This window comes from Pirellulales bacterium, assembly GCA_035546535.1.
Lineage (GTDB): Bacteria > Planctomycetota > Planctomycetia > Pirellulales > JACPPG01 > JACPPG01.
On the sequence record DASZWQ010000155.1, the window covers coordinates 30,073 to 45,349 of the forward strand.

Sequence of the window (15,277 nt, forward strand, 5' to 3'; positions counted from 1 at the left end):
GCGTTTAGGATCGGTTTTCATCCGTGTCACGCGCTTCCGCGATCTTGGCTGTCGACGCGCGGCTACCGTTGGTTACTGCATGAGTCGATCCCGCGCTGGCGCCGGCAAGCGCTTCGCCCAAGAATCGCCCCGTTTGATTATCCAGGATGTCGGCGATCTCTTCCGGCGTTCCGGTGGCCAGCACGTATCCGCCGGCCTCGCCCCCTTCGGGCCCGAGGTCGATGATCCAATCGGCGCATTTGATCACGTCCATCTGGTGCTCGATCACCACGACCGTGTTACCAAGGTCGACCAGCCGGCCCAGCACCGAAAGCAGGCGGCGGATATCGTCGAAGTGCAGTCCCGTGGTCGGCTCGTCGAGGACGTACAAGGTCTTGCCGGTGTCACTGCGCGATAGTTCGGTGGCCAGTTTGATGCGTTGCGCTTCGCCGCCGGAAAGCGTCGTCGACGATTGCCCCAGCGGCAGATACCCCAATCCTACATCGTGCAGGCAAGCCAGCACGCGGTGAATCGTGGGGAAGTTCTCGAAAAATGCCAGCGCCTCGTCGATGCTCATCGCCAACGTGTCGGCGATCGAGCGGCCGCGATAGTGCACTTCGAGCGTCTGCCGATTCAGCCGCGCGCCGTGGCACTCAGGGCACGGCACATACAGGTCGGGCAGAAAGTTCATCTCGATCTTCTGCTGCCCCTGTCCCTGGCACGTTTCGCAACGCCCCCCTTTGACGTTGAAGCTGAAGCGGCTGGCTTTGTAGCCGCGCAACTGGGCGTCGCGCGTGCCGGCAAAGACCTTGCGTATTTCGTCGAAGATGCCCGTGTACGTGGCCGGGTTGCTGCGCGGCGTGCGGCCGATCGGCGATTGATCGATCTCGACCAGCTTGTCGATCGCGCTCACGCCCGTCAGGCTGCGATACGGTCCCGGCTTGGGGCCGGTGCCTGTCAGGCGGCGGGTGATGCCGCGTACCAGTGTCTCGTTCACGAGCGAGCTCTTGCCCGATCCACTCACGCCCGTGACGCACACCAACACCGACAAAGGGAACGAAACACTGACGTCTTTGAGGTTATTGGTCGTCACACCTTCGAGCGTGATCGCCCGCCGCAGGTTGGCAGGTCGTCGCACGGTGACGCCGATCGTAGCGGCGCCCGACAAAAACTGCCCCGTGATCGATGCGGGAGACTTGGCCACCTGAGCCGGCGTCCCCTGGGCCACGAGTTGACCGCCGGCCACGCCCGCCCCCGGCCCGAGGTCAATCAAATAATCGGCGGCGCGCATGATCGCTTCGTCATGCTCGACGACCAGGACGCTGTTCCCCTGCTGTTCCAGGTCGCGGAGGGCGCGGATCAAACGCTCGTTGTCGCGCGGGTGCAAGCCGATCGACGGTTCGTCCAGCACGTAGCACACTCCGACCAGGCCCGAGCCGATGCTGCTGGCCAGGCGGATACGCTGCAATTCGCCACCGCTAAGCGAATCAGCGGTGCGGTCGAGCGTCAGGTAAGCCAGCCCGACATTGGCCAGAAAATCCAGCCGAGTGCGAATCTGCGTGGTAATCGGCGCCGCGATCTCGGCCTGCACGTCGGTAAAGACGAGAGCGGCGAAGTATTCCTTCGCCCGTTCGACCGTCAGCGCCGTCACTTCGTGAATGGCGCGGCCGTCGATCGTCACGCTGCGCGCTTCGGGTCGTAACCGCGACCCGTGACAGGCCGGGCAGGTGACCACGCCGCGGAATTTCTCCCAGCGCTGCAGGGCGGCGGGCGTCGTGGCGCCGGCGAACTCGCGTTCGAGCATGCCCAGGATGCCCGGAAACTCGCTCCCTTCGCCGCACAGCAAGGCGTCGAATACTTGCGGTTTGAGCGCCTCGAGCGGCGTGTTCCAGCGGAATTCGTGGGTCGCCGCAAAGGGCGCCATCTCGCGCCGGTGTTTTGCCGACACCGCGGCCGGCGCGCCGCGCCACGGCACGACCGCGCCGCCGGCCAGCGACAATGTACGATCCGGCACCACCAGGTCGGGATCAAACGCCACGCGCGAGCCGAGCCCGTCGCAGGTGCGACACGCGCCATAGGGACTGTTGAAGCTGAAGGTGCGCGGCTCCAGCTCTTCGTAGCTCAGGCCGCAGGTCGGGCAGGCGTGTTGCGTGCTGAAGAGCAAATCCTGCCAGGTGCCGGTCTTCGAATCGGATCCTGGCGCGAGCGTGGCCGCCACGACCAGGCCGGGCCCATGCCGCAGCGCCAGTTGCACGCTCTCGGTCGCCCGGGTGTGGACTCCCGCGCGAATGATCAGCCGATCGACCACGGCTTCGATGGTGTGCTGCCTCCCCTTGGTGAGCGTCGGCACGGCGTCGAGCTCATAGACGACGCCGTCGACCCGAGCCCGCACGAAGCCCGCCTTGCGAATAGCGTCGAACACCTCTTGATGCTGTCCCTTCCGCCCGCGCACGAGCGGGGCGAGCAGCAGCACTTTCGTGCCCTCGGCCAGGGCCGCAAGGGCGTCGACGATCTGGGTTGGCGATTGCTGGCGAATCTCGGCCCCGCAGCGAAAGCAATGCGGCAATCCGGTCCGGGCGAAGAGCAAGCGCAGGTAATCGTAGATTTCGGTGACCGTGGCGACCGTGCTTCGTGGGTTTTGCGCGCCGGCCTGCTGATCGATGGAAATCGTCGGCTGCAGCCCGTCGATCGAGTCGACATCCGGCCGTTCGAGCTGGTGCAGAAACTGGCGGGCGTAAACCGACAGGCTTTCGATATATTGCCGCTGCCCTTCGGCAAAGATCGTGTCGAAGGCCAGCGAACTTTTTCCCGACCCGCTGGGTCCGGTAATGACAACCAGCCGGTCGCGGGGAATATCGAGGTCGAGGTTGCGGAGATTGTGGACGCGAACGCCGCGCAGACGGATGAAATCCTCGCGGGTCGAACGGCCATTGCCGGCTTTCGAGGCGGCGTGACTCATGCGGCTCCCAGGCAGCTACGCTGCGTAGACCCCAAACTTTCGAGGCTAACAGAGCCATCGGAAAGTGACAACCGGCGGCCAGGCCGGTACGCGTGGTACATTGGTAACGTAAAGCCATCGCCGCCGCAGGACTTGCGCAGTTTGCCGGGGGCGAACCATGTGCAGGGCGGGACTTGTCGGCGTCATGAAGCGGGGCTATTATCAGCTACTTTTCGGGGGATTGAGATGCGGCACGTCATATCGGCCCTGGTGCAAAACGTGCCGGGCGTGTTGGCGCATATCTCGGGCATGCTCGCCTCGCGCGGCTACAACATCGACAGCCTGGCCGTCGGCGAAACCGAGGATCCGCACCTGTCGCGGATGACCTTTGTCATCATGGGCGACGACAGCGTGCTGGAGCAGGTCCGCAAGCAGCTCTCGAAGATCGTTACGGTCGTCCGCGTCGATGACATCAGCTCGCAGAATTTTGTCGAGCGCGACCTGATGCTCATCAAGGTCAAGGCCGCCGATGGCGCCCGCCGCAATGAAGTCCACCAGTTGGCCGAAATCTTCCGCGGACGCGTGGTCGACGTGGCCGCCGAAGCCGTGATCGTGGAAATCTCGGGGCAAGAGCGCAAGGTCGAAGCGTTCATCGACTTGATGCGCCCCTTCGGCATCTGCGAACTGGTGCGGACCGGACGGATCGCCATGGTCCGCGGATCAAAGGAGAGCACGGTCGATCGCCGGTCCCCCACGGGCCGGACGTTCGAAGCCACGCCGTCGGACTTCGCGTAACCTGGGAAGAATCCCAAAGGAACCAGCGCACGTAAAAACCCCTCTCCCCTCAGGGGAGAGGGAAGGGTGAGGGGTAAAGCCGTCATCAAGAACCGAGTTCACTCGATCGCAACCCGTTACCCTCCCCTGGCCCCTCCCTGACAGGGAGGGGAATGGACTCCGCAGGGACGTCTAACTCAACAAATCCCCAAGAACATAACTAGCTGGATACACAAACCGAGGAACACGCCATGCCCGCCAAGATCTATTACGACAAAGACGCCGACCTGGCACTGCTGAAAGGAAAGACGATCGCCATCCTGGGCTACGGCTCGCAAGGCCACGCACACGCCCTGAACCTGCGCGACAGCGGTTGCAACGTGATCGTCGGCCAGCGGCCGGGTAGCGCGAATTACGACCTGGCGGTGAAGGATGGTTTCAAGCCCGTCTCGGCCGAAGAAGCGACCGAAAAGGGTGACATGATCAACATCCTGCTGCCCGACGAGGTGCAGGGGGACGTCTACAAGCAGAGCATCAAGCCGCACCTGAAGCCGGGCAACATCCTGATGTGCTCGCACGGCTTCAACGTTCATTTCGGCCAGGTCGAGGCTCCCAAGGGCGTCGATACCCTGCTGGTCGCGCCGAAGGGGCCCGGCCACCTGGTGCGCAGCGAATTCGAGGCCGGCGGCGGCGTCCCCTGCCTCATCGCCTTGAGCGAGGGGGCCAGCGACGAGACACGCAAGCTCGGTCTCGCCTATGCCAAGGGCATCGGCGGCACGCGCGGCGGCGTGATCGAAACCACGTTTGCCGAGGAAACCGAGACAGATCTCTTCGGCGAGCAGGTCGTCCTCTGCGGCGGCGTCAGCGCCCTGGTCAAGGCAGGCTTTGAAACCCTTGTCGAAGCCGGCTACCAGCCCGAGATGGCCTACTTCGAATGTATGCACGAGTTGAAGCTGATCGTCGACCTGTTCTACCAGGGCGGCTTGAACTACATGCGCTACAGCATCTCGAACACCGCCGAGTATGGCGATTACACCCGCGGACCACGGATCGTGACCGACGCGACCCGGGCCGAGATGAAGAAGATTCTGCACGAGATCCAATCGGGCCAGTTCGCCCGCGAGTGGATCCTGGAAAACAAGGCCAACGCCCCGGCGTTCAAGGCCACGCGTCGCCGCGAGCGCAGCCACCCGATCGAAGTCGTCGGCCGCCAACTGCGCCGCCTGATGAGCTGGATCAAGTCGAAGGAAGTTTAGTCTGACGTCGAAAGGTCGTTATTTGTAGCCGGGGTCTGCGACTCGGGGCTTTGCTTCGAGCGAAATCCCGGCCTCTCGGAGGCCGGCTACCGACAAAAGACTCGACCTTGCCAAACTGGCGGCGGCGGTGACAATGGGGCTGCGGCTTTTAGCTCCCCGGTGCCCTCAGAGCGAACGGCTATGCCCCAAGTCCCGGTCCCGACTCAAGTCCCCACCACGGCCACGACCGACATCACCACCCGCGAGGTGATCAACGAGCTCAAGCCCGGCGATCGCATCGAGGTATCGCACCAGGTCAAAGTGGGACAAAAGACGTGGAAGACGAAAACCGTGGGCACGGTGGTCCGTTTCGAGCGGCGCCGGCACGGCCTGCACTTTCGCCGCAACCCGGACGATAAGGCCTTTAGCGACCTGGTCGTGCTGAAACTGGCCGACGGCTCGCTGACCACCATCACGATGGACGAGTATTCGCAGCTGCGTCGGCTGGGCTAATCGCCCCTTACGGCCTTCGAAACGCACGGGTGCCGACCAGCAAGGGCGTCGCGTCCGGCTCGTTGCTCCTCCGCCCCGCGGTCCGACTGAGTTGACCGCCGGTCGCCGTCCGCCGACGATTACTTCATGGACCCGCACGTCGATCAGACTTCGCGCCCCACGACTCCCTTATTTGGCGAGCATCCGCGCTCGTTCGAAACGAACCGGTTCGTCTATCCGGTCGTCAGTCGGCGCTCGGGCGGGGTTTCGATCGGCGTGAATCTGAACCCGGACAAAGTCTGCAACTTCGACTGCATCTACTGCCAGGTCGATCGGGTCAGCACCAGCGAAACGCGCTTCGTCGGCACCGAGCAGTTGCTGGCCGAGTTGGATCACATGCTGCGGCTCGTCACGTCGGGCGAGTTGTTCACGCATCCGCGCTTCCGCGATACGCCCGCCGCTTTGCGCCGATTGAATGACATCGCCTTCAGCGGCGATGGCGAGCCCACGACCTACCGCGATTTCGACGAGATCGTCTCGGCCTGCGCCGCGGTGAAGCGCCGGCACGGGCTCGACCAGGTGAAGATGGTGCTGATCACCAACGCCAGCATGTTTCATCGTCCGGCCGTCGAGCGCGGGCTGGCGATCCTCGACCAGAACCAGGGCGAGATTTGGGCCAAGCTCGAGGCCGGCACCGACGCGTATTATCACCTGGTCGAGCGGACGACGATCCCCTTCCGCCGTATTCTGGATAACATCGCGGCGGCGGCCCGAGTCAGGCCGCTGGTAATCCAGTCGCTGTTCATGCGGATTGACAATGTGCCGCCCGGCGACGTGGAGCTGAACGCGTTTTGCGATCGGCTGAACGAGATTACGGCGGCCGGCGGCCAATTGTCTCTAGTGCAGATTTATACCGTCGCCCGACGGCCGGCGGAATCGAATGTCACACCATTAACGAACGCCGAGGTCGACGCGATCGTGGAGCTCGTGCGCAATCGAACCGGCCTGTCGGCGGAAGGCTTCTACGGCTCTCCGACGAGCGTGCATTATAGCTAGCCGAGGCAAAACAATACTGGGCGGGGTTTCGCTTATGGGTCTGTTTAAAAAGCCATTTCGATCGAAGGCCAACGAACTATTGATTCCGCCGGCAGCGATCAACGATGCGAATTCGAGGGAACTCATCCGCGTCTGGGCTGCTGGCGGCCAACAACATGTTTCGCTTGCCGCGGACGCCTGGGAAGATCCCGCCGTCTGGGGAATCGTACTGGCCGATCTGGCGCGCCACGCGGCGGAGGCATATCGTCAGACGAAAGGACTCGATCCAGAGAAGACTGCCGCGCGGATCAAGGCACTCCTCGACGCGGAATGGTCCAAACCTACCGACGAACCGACGGGAAACATCATCAACGAATGACGGGCGCTCAATCAACCGCTGCGTCGTCGTTGCTTTGGATGTCCTGTAATCTCCAACCTTAGGGGCTTGGTGGGACCACATTCCCTATTTGGCGACGCCGAATAAGCATGTTCTTTGCGGCCGGTGCCAGATAAACCACCGCCGACGCATCCCCGTAACTCAGCGGTCCGCCGCCTTCGTCAGCTCGAACGTATCGAACAAGAGTCCGTCGATGTCATAGGCCTTGAAGACGATCGTTCGGTCGCTGATCGCGGCGTAGCAGTAGTGATACGCCTTCTGGAAGTGCAAGCTGAACCAGGTACGCTGCGGCGCGGCCTGTTCGAGCGATCCGCCGCCGCCGCCGCTGGTAAGATAGCGCACTCCCTTCTGCTGGTTGATCGCCATCTCGAAGATCGGCCAGGTGCGCTCGTACAAGTGGATGTGGCCGTTGAAGGCAATGTCGACGCCGTACTTCTCGTACAGCGGCACCAACTGCCGGGCGTTGCGATCGCCGTAGCCGAACTTCGTCCCTTCGGCTCCCTTGTTGTGGTCGCCGTAGTCGTTCTCGTCCGAGCTGAAACACGGATGGTGATGGCAGGTGAATTTCCACGTCGCCTTCGAGGCCGCTAGTTCCTTTTCCAACCACTCGTACTGCGGCGATTTCGGACCGAGCGGCTTATTGCTATCGATCATGAAAAACTGCGCATTGCCGTAGCGGAACGTGTAATAATACTCCGGCTTCGGCAGCGAGAAGTAATCGTAGTACCAGTGCGAGTCCTTCTCGTGATTGCCGATCACGGGAAACATCGGCACCTGCGCGAGCAGGTTCGAGCAGGGCTCGAACAGGTCTTTCAACCATTGGTTCTTGGCAAAACCGTCGTCCACGACGTCGCCGCAGTGCATGAGAAAGTTCGGCCGCTTCGAGAAGGCCCCCTCGGCGCACTTACGCGTCACCTCGGGATTGCGCTGCGTGTCGCCGATCACGGCAAACGCCCACGGCACCGCATCGCCGGTATCGGTTTGAAACGAGTATTGTTGGCCGCGCAGCTCCTGCCCTTTTTCGTCAGTGCAGGTCACGCGATAAAAATACCGGGTGCCGGGCTTGAGCCCCGTGAGCGTCACCTCGCTGATCAGCTGCGCGGCCGGCGTTTCGGCGTGTTGCTCCAGGGGGCGCAGCTCGGCGTAATCAACCCGCATCCTGGCCGGGCGCGACGTTTCGCACATCACGGTGATTGAATCCGCCGTGGCGAATTGCAGATATGGCTTCACGAGGAACATCAAATCCGTCTCGGGCGTGGGGGCCCAGGCGATGAGGTTTTCGTTCTTCTTGGCGACCGCTTGAATTTCATCGGCCGACAGGGCGCGGGCGTAGCACTTCAGCTCGTACAGCCCCCCTTCGAAAAGCTCGCCGGGCCGGCCCGCCGCTGCACCGATCAGGAAGCTACCGTTTTCCGGGTAGCGAATATCGCCCGACTGCGCGCTCGATTCGGCTTCCAATTCGCCATTGACGAAGAGCCGCATCCGCTCTCCGTCGTAGGTAGCGGCCACGTAGTACCAGCGCTCCTTGGCCAACGGCGTCCGCGCGACGAGATGCGTGGCGCCGGGGTTTGCGCCGGGCGTTTTGCCGGCGGCGAGCGAAAAGACGAACGATTCGCGGTTAAAGCCGAGCGCCCATCCGTCGCGATTGTTACGCGACTTGCTTTGAAAACCAACCAGGGCGCCGCGCTCCGGCAAATCGTCCAAGCGGACCCATGCCGTGACCGTCATAGCGCGCTCAGGCAGCAGCTTCTTTGCATCGGCCAGGTTGCCGGCCAGGCTGAGATGTTCATCGCCATGAAACGCGAGCGCCTCGGTTGGGCCAAAGTTGCGGAACAGCGGCGAGCCGATTACCTGCGCCGTCGCCTGGTGCGTCAGATCCTGCCAGGCGCCGTTTTGAATCTCGTGCGTCCCGGCCGCAAAGTGAAACAGGATATCCTTCTCGACATGGTCGGGATGAGCCACAGCCGTGCGCGAGACAGCGACCATGAGTAGAAGCACGGAAAAGAACGCGGCAGCGTGCCGAATCATAGCGGTGATCCTTTGAGGGCGAGGCAAAGGTGGGCGAGCAGGGGCGGAAACATGTTCGGGCGCGACCTTCACCTGGCCCGTACGTGTCCCCGATGATAACCAGAGTCGCCCGTCCGCTACAAATCCCCGACCAGGCGTCCCATGTATTCCGCGTAACGCGGGTCAGGGGTCTGACACCTGGTGGGCAACTTCTTCAAGGACTCGACAAGCATGGCCGGCAGCTCACCCACGGCCCCCAGGGCATTCAACGCCGCCATCGCCGCGAACAGCTTGTTCTCCTCGCAATTCGCTAACGAGGCCAACAGGGCTAATGCACGATCACGATCCGCCGGTTCGCCGTAGCGTGCCAGGGCCTCGGCCGCGACGATGCGCACGTAAGGCGAAGCATCGACGAGCGCCGCGACGAGCGCCTTCTGCCCCGGCGCAATTGCCGGCCGCCCCCGTACCAAAAAGCCGATGGCACCCCAATAGCGCACGGCGCTATCGGCGTCCTGCATGTATTCCATCAGCCCCCTGAGCGCGTCCGCGTCACTGCGCGATGCCAATTCTGCCGCCTGCATGATGCGCTCGAGTGGGTATTTCGCATCGTCGTGCCCCATGTCGTAAGGCGTCGTGCCGGAGGCGCGTGCGTGGATCTCCCCCTCGGGCAGAAAGCCCACGTCGCGAATCTTTCGTGCCAACTCGCGTTGGGCATCGCGCAGTTTCAGCAATGTTTCCTGATGCTCGGGCAGCCCGGCCAGATTATCGATCTCGTCGGGATCCTTCGTCAGGTCGTACAGCTCTTCCGCGGGTTTTGGCTTCCAAAACGTTTCCTGAGCGGGGGTCAGCTTCCCTTCTTCGTGCAGTCGTTGCCAGATTTGCGTCGTGGGGGTCTGGAACATGTAACTCACGTGCTGCCCGGGCAGCTTGTGCGGCATGTAGTTGCGCACGTACACGAAGCGGCCGTCGGTGGCACTGCGCACCATGTCATAGCGTTCGTCCATGCGGCCGCGAAAACCGAATACGAACGGCTGGGGCGGCGCGGCATGGGCCCCTAGAAAGGCATGCCCTTGCATCCACGCGGGCGGCTCGATGCCCGCCAGGCTGAGCACTGTGGGCGCAAAATCGACGAAGCTCACCAAGCGCTCGCTCGCGCCGCCGGGCTGGTAGTCGGGTGGACGCAGTCGGCGAAACGCCTCGGGTATGTACACGACCAGCGGCATCTGCAAACCGGAGTTGCATGCCGAGCGCTTGGACCGCGGCATGCCGGAGCCATGGTCGGCGAAATAAAAGATGATCGTCGTGTCGGTCAGGCCGTCTTGTTCGAGCTCGCGCAGACGCTGCCCCGCGTCGGCGTCAGCAGCACTCACGCCGTCGTAATACTGGGCCCAATCGTGGCGCACCTCGGGCGTGTCGGGGTGGTAGCGCGGCACGCGCACACCGGCTGGATCGTGTGTGAGCTCGTGCGGTCTGGTGCGGATCTGGCTCTCGTGGCTCTTCGTCGAGTTGAACACGGCGAAGAACGGCTGCTCTGACTTGCGGCCGCGCCAGTGCGCTTTGTTCGACGAGACATCCCACACTTTCCCCGGCTTGGCCAGGTTGTAATCCTCTTTGCTGTTGTTCGTGCAGTAGTAGCCCGCCGTGCGGAGCAACTGCGGAAACATCTGCTTGCCGGCCGGGTAGGCGACCAGGCTACGCATATGCTCGGCGCCGGTCGACGTGGCGTACATGCCCGAGATCAGCGTCGTGCGGGCCGGAGCACAGACCGGCGCGTTCGACCAGGCGTGGCGATAGATCATGCCGCGGGCGGCCAGCGCGTCGATGTTCGGCGTGCTGGCGAACTTGTCGCCGTAGCAGCCCAGGTGGGGACCGTGATCCTCGCTGGTGAGCCAGAGAATATTCGGCCGCGCGGGCGGAACGTCCGCTTGCGAGGCGCCGCAGGCCGCGCAAAGCACGGCACTTGCCATCAATGCGCTTGCCAGGCGCAAGAGCCGATGCATAGAGAGAAAAGCAATGACGCGTGGCGACAGCATTAACTATTTGCAAATACGGAATGCGTAGGGAAACCGCGTCAGTCTACATGCTTAAGCTTCGAACATCAGTTTCCACGTCGCTTCTATCAGCGTTCGGCAGTCCTTCTCCGATTCGACCCACACGACGCATGAATCGGACTCGCAATCGCCGAGGTGCAGTCGAGACGCTAGTGCCGCATCACTCGATTCGATCGTTTTGCGAATGAGTTCGCCCCAACCGTAACCGTCGGGCTCGACGCCCGACTCTTCCAATTGAGCGTTCGCATCTTCGCAAGCTTCGTCGTCGGGCTGAAAGTCGATCTGCCACGCGATTGGAATCTCGCGGCCGTCGAGTTCGGTGCCAGACATCGCGGTCAGCAGTATCGGCGACCAGCGTTCGTCTTCCCAAATGCCATCGCTTTCCGCGAGCGCTTCATCGATGTCCTCGGGTGCTTTCCACTGTGGCATTTTCATCGGAGATTAATTCGTCGCCGCCTCGGCCCGCTTCGATTTCTTCCGTTTCGGCTCGGGCTCGCCCTTGGTCAGGTCTTCGTCGGCGCGGACGATCGTGTAATACCCGACCAGCATCTCTTCGAACGTTTGCAGCCCGAAGCGTACGGCCTTCGTCGGATCGGGATTCGACGGGTTGTTCTCGGAATTGTCGAAGTGCCCGGTGCAGATCAGTTGCGAACCCTTGGGCATGAACTTGGGCTCAGCCAGGTCGTAGCGCAACTGCCAGTTGAAGTCGTAGTGCGGCACGTCCAGGAGCACTTCGCGCTCGCCATCGGGTGTAACCGACTCGATGCGGAACGACTTGCCGCGATAGTGCATGTGCGGGAAAAGATTCAACAGCAGCATGTCTTTGCTGAATTTCACCTTCGACACCACTTCGTGATTGTCGGCGTGCGGCGGGATCTCGAAGCCGGCGTTGACCGCCATGCCGTACATCACTTTTTTCTTGACCGAGGCTGGATCGGCGAATTTCAGCCCGACCATGCTGCGATCTTTCTGTTGAATGCCGTTGGTGGTGTAGTGCATCTGGATGTAAAAGGTCGACCCGGCCGCGATCTTGATGCCGGTCCCCTCGGGATAGCGCCAGGGCGGCATCCCCGGCGCGTAAACGGCGATCATCTGGCCTTGCGCCTGGGCTTCTTCCGGGCTGCGAATCTTGGTGCCGGGCGGCAGCGAGAAGAGCACGATGTGATGCACCACAGCCGTATTACCCGGCCGCGCTTCGGCCATCGAGAGCCACTTATCCTCGGTGAAGCCGGGATCGATCTGGAAATACTGGTAATCGATCACTCCCTCGGCCGGCACGGTGTATTCCTCTTGCATTTCATAAACCGCGTCGGGCTCGCCGATCTGCCACTTGCTGGCGAACGTCGGAGCCGGGGGGAGCTGCCCGCGGTCTCCTTCGGGACAGCCGTTGTCGACCCATTTTTTTAGCATCGCCTTGTCGTCCGCCGTCATGCTCGAATCATTGCTGAAATGACCAAATTGCGGATCAGCGAACCACGGCGGCATGCGCCCCTGGTCCACCACTTCGCGAATCATGTCGGCCCAGCCGATCGTTTCGTCGTAGCTGGTCAGCGGAAATGGCGCGAGCTGCCCTTCGCGGTGGCATTCGACGCAATGCTTGTTCAGAATCCGCGCCACCTGATTGCTGTAGGTGATGTCGCCGCGCGGCTCGACCTTGCGCGTGCGACCAATCAAGCAGCCGGGCGCGTCGGTGAACGGCTGGCTCACTTCCTTGCCGGCCAGCAGCTCGTCGAGGGCCGAGGCTAACGGGCGATGCTCGGGCTTTTGTTTGTGGTAACCGACGCCAAACTGGTCGTCGATCCGTCCGGCGTAGCGCACCACGCGCGCCTCGTCGAGTACGAACACCTGCGGCGTTCGCTCGGCCGATATCTTATCCGCCACGACGTTGCCGGCGTCCTTCAATAGTGGAAACGGAATATCGAATGCCAGGACGTAGCGCCCGATCTCGGTCGGCGTGTCTTGCACGTTCGCGTCGATGCCCAGAAACTGCACGCCGCGCGCCTCGTATTCGCGCGCCAGTTCCACAAGGCGCGGCGTGTAGAGTTTCACGAGCGGACATTCGGTGCCCAGGAAAGCCAGCACCACGACTTTGCTGTCGCGATAATCGGCCAGCGATCGGCTTTGGCCGTGAAAATCGCGGAGCGTGAAATCGTCGACCTTTTGGCCGACCGTACCTTGTTTAGCGGCTTGAGCCACGGCGGGCATAAGCATGAGCGCTAGCGACCAAAGAATCGCGAAGGTGGTACGTTGATTTGGCCGATTGATGGGCATTGATAAGCCTTGAATGACAGGTGTGAGGCTCAAACAGAAAAAGTGAATGGAGCAGATGCACAAACAGCTCGATAGCGCGCTATCGAGTCCCCTGAAAATACCTGGGCCGATCAGGTGGAGCAAGATTTATTCTGCAAGTCACCAGCGGCGGCTAGCGATTTCCGGCGGCCATCAGCACAGATTGATGCCCATGCTGGCGACACCACGCCGGGTAATCCGTTGCCAACAGCTCCTGGGCCCAGGTTCCCAGCCAGGCGTAGCCGTTGCGGCGTTCGTAGCCGATGTCCGAGAGCCGAGCGCGCGGCACGCCGTCGCGATCGACGAAGATCGGCTTCTCGGTCGTTAAGTCATAAAACCGAGCCCACAGCGGCGGCGCCGACGCATCCGCGACGACGATCTTGTTGCGCCCGCCGGGCGCGTTGGAATCGTCCTCGTACTCCTGGCGGATGCCGGTGAGCTTTGCCTGATCGAGCCAGAGAACCGCCGCGTCGATCGCCTGCGTCACCTCAGGCGACGGCCTTGCGAGACTCATCAGTAGCCGCACGATCCGCACCGATTCCGAGCCGCTCAGACTCGCGAGCTCGAAAGTGCGCGCCGGCCGCGGCCGCAGATCGACCTCGTCGTGCTGGGCACACCAGACGGTTAGCCGGCCGCCGATCCTCACCTGGCAGCGCAGGATGCACTCGATGCCTCGATCGAACGCGGCGCCCGCACGGCGGCGGCGGTCCGCGTCGACAAACTGATAACGCTCGTCGCGCGCCACGTCGCGCAGCAGGTTCATCAGCCGGACCATCGTATCGTCGTTGAACGTGATGTAGCGGTCGTAGCCACTCCCCGGAGGAGAGCGCTGCGGCCAGCCGCCGCATTGGTACTGCGCGGCGAGAATATGATCCAAGCCGCGCTCGAAGCCCGTTTGCGCCGACCGGTCGTGCGTGGCATCGATGGCCCGGGCCAGAAGGCGCATTTCGTCGGTCGTGGCCGCGTTGTCGAAGGTGCCGCGCAGCTGAGATCGCTCGCCCCCATAGGGCGCCGAGACACAATCGGTGTTCTTCGGCCAGTCGCCCACGGCGGTCTGAAACGAAAGAACATTGCCGATGGCCAAGCGCCCCTCAGCCGATTGGAACCACGCGTCCGGTCGATCGAGAAAATCCCGGGCACGGTCGGCCGCGCTGATGGGTGCGGGCCAGGCCAGCACAAGTAGAACATGCGCGGCGGCCACGGGCATTACACGAGAAACAAGGGGCCATTCCGTCCACATACTGTTCATCGGCGGCTCTTTGATGCCTCGCGAAAAACACGTTCGTTCTTGCTCAACGGGCCCAGGGGGCGCATGATGAATGCTTGGGCTTTGCCTGGGCAGGGCGGGGGCAACCTATGGCCCTCGACCATGGTCCCACGGGGCACGGCTCGACGCCACCGCCCTGTCCGCGAACAGAGACACCGAGCCTATCATGAACGTCAATTCGCTGGCCAAATTCCTGGGGGATGCCACCTACGGATTTCTGGCCATCAACCTGCTGTTCGGGCTGTTTTGCGCGATCCTCGTGTGGCGGCGATTGCGCGAGCTGCGATTTCGCAACGAGGACGAGCAGCAGCAATTCCTCAACGAGCTGAACGAAACGCTCAACGCCGCCGACTTCGATTCGGCGATCGAGCGCTGCGAGCTCGATCCCCGCGCCCTGCCGCAACTGACGCGGATCGTGCTTATGAACCGCGAACTCGACCAGGACGACCTGCGGCAGGTGGTCGGCGAACGGCTGCAACGCGACGTGCTGGGGCCGATGGAGAACCGCGTCAACTGGATCCTGACGGTCGTCCGCAACGGCCCGCTGTTGGGACTGTTCGGTACGGTGCTGGGAATGATGGCGGCCTTCGGACGCATCGGCACGGGCGTGAAGGTGCAACCGTCGGAAATCGCCGACGAAATCGCCGTGGCCTTGATCTGCACCGCCATGGGGCTGGGCACGGCCATCCCGCTGGGATATATCGCCAACAGCTTGAACATCCGCATTCGCGATTTGCAAGAAACCTTGAGCCACTCGCTGATGCGCCTGCTGGCCCGTTTCCGGCCGCCCGTATAAGCCCCCAGGGCTGATTC

12 protein-coding genes are annotated in these 15,277 nt (G+C 62.6%); 6 read left to right on the forward strand and 6 right to left on the reverse strand.

All coding sequences use genetic code 11. From position 1 onward, the window contains the following. Positions 1–4 precede the first annotated feature (4 nt). A complete protein-coding gene (gene uvrA, locus VHD36_18735) occupies positions 5–2,938 on the reverse strand; it encodes an excinuclease ABC subunit UvrA (GenBank protein ID HVU89371.1) in 2,934 nt (977 codons plus the stop codon). 225 nt (positions 2,939–3,163) lie between these two features. On the opposite strand from uvrA, the gene ilvN reads away from it, so the two are divergent. The 5 genes from ilvN to VHD36_18760 all read left to right on the forward strand — a co-directional run bounded on the left by ilvN (position 3,164) and on the right by VHD36_18760 (position 6,832). Continuing rightward, the gene (gene ilvN, locus VHD36_18740) at positions 3,164–3,712 is read left to right on the forward strand and encodes an acetolactate synthase small subunit (protein ID HVU89372.1); all 549 of its coding nucleotides are present in this window, start codon (positions 3,164–3,166) and stop codon (positions 3,710–3,712) included. Positions 3,713–3,942: 230 nt separating this feature from the next. Continuing rightward, positions 3,943–4,947 (forward strand): ketol-acid reductoisomerase, encoded by a 1,005-nt coding sequence (gene ilvC / locus VHD36_18745; GenBank protein ID HVU89373.1) that lies wholly within the window; start codon positions 3,943–3,945, stop codon positions 4,945–4,947. 180 nt (positions 4,948–5,127) lie between these two features. Beyond that, complete coding sequence (locus VHD36_18750; GenBank protein ID HVU89374.1) at positions 5,128–5,439, forward strand: hypothetical protein; 312 nt, start codon at positions 5,128–5,130, stop codon at positions 5,437–5,439. A 126-nt stretch (positions 5,440–5,565) separates the two neighbouring features. Continuing rightward, positions 5,566–6,474, forward strand: coding sequence for a radical SAM protein (locus tag VHD36_18755; protein ID HVU89375.1), 909 nt, complete (start codon positions 5,566–5,568; stop codon positions 6,472–6,474). 79 nt (positions 6,475–6,553) lie between these two features. Beyond that, the gene (locus VHD36_18760; protein HVU89376.1) at positions 6,554–6,832 is read left to right on the forward strand and encodes a DUF5076 domain-containing protein; all 279 of its coding nucleotides are present in this window, start codon (positions 6,554–6,556) and stop codon (positions 6,830–6,832) included. Between the two features lie 159 nt (positions 6,833–6,991). On the opposite strand, the gene VHD36_18765 is transcribed toward VHD36_18760, so the two are convergent. The 5 genes from VHD36_18765 to pelA form a co-directional block, all read right to left on the reverse strand. Further along, the gene (locus VHD36_18765; GenBank protein HVU89377.1) at positions 6,992–8,878 is read right to left on the reverse strand and encodes a LamG-like jellyroll fold domain-containing protein; all 1,887 of its coding nucleotides are present in this window, start codon (positions 8,876–8,878) and stop codon (positions 6,992–6,994) included. Between the two features lie 116 nt (positions 8,879–8,994). Continuing rightward, complete coding sequence (locus VHD36_18770; GenBank protein HVU89378.1) at positions 8,995–10,824, reverse strand: sulfatase-like hydrolase/transferase; 1,830 nt, start codon at positions 10,822–10,824, stop codon at positions 8,995–8,997. Positions 10,825–10,941: 117 nt separating this feature from the next. Beyond that, positions 10,942–11,343, reverse strand: coding sequence for a hypothetical protein (locus tag VHD36_18775; protein HVU89379.1), 402 nt, complete (start codon positions 11,341–11,343; stop codon positions 10,942–10,944). Positions 11,344–11,349: 6 nt separating this feature from the next. Continuing rightward, on the reverse strand, positions 11,350–13,113 hold the full coding sequence (locus VHD36_18780; GenBank protein ID HVU89380.1) for a redoxin domain-containing protein: 1,764 nt from the start codon (positions 13,111–13,113) through the stop codon (positions 11,350–11,352). A 217-nt stretch (positions 13,114–13,330) separates the two neighbouring features. Then, a complete protein-coding gene (gene pelA / locus VHD36_18785) occupies positions 13,331–14,446 on the reverse strand; it encodes a pectate lyase (GenBank protein ID HVU89381.1) in 1,116 nt (371 codons plus the stop codon). Between the two features lie 184 nt (positions 14,447–14,630). Here pelA and VHD36_18790 point away from each other — a divergent pair, with 184 nt between their 5' ends. After that, a complete protein-coding gene (locus VHD36_18790; protein ID HVU89382.1) occupies positions 14,631–15,260 on the forward strand; it encodes a MotA/TolQ/ExbB proton channel family protein in 630 nt (209 codons plus the stop codon). The last annotated feature ends 17 nt before the right edge of the window (positions 15,261–15,277 follow it).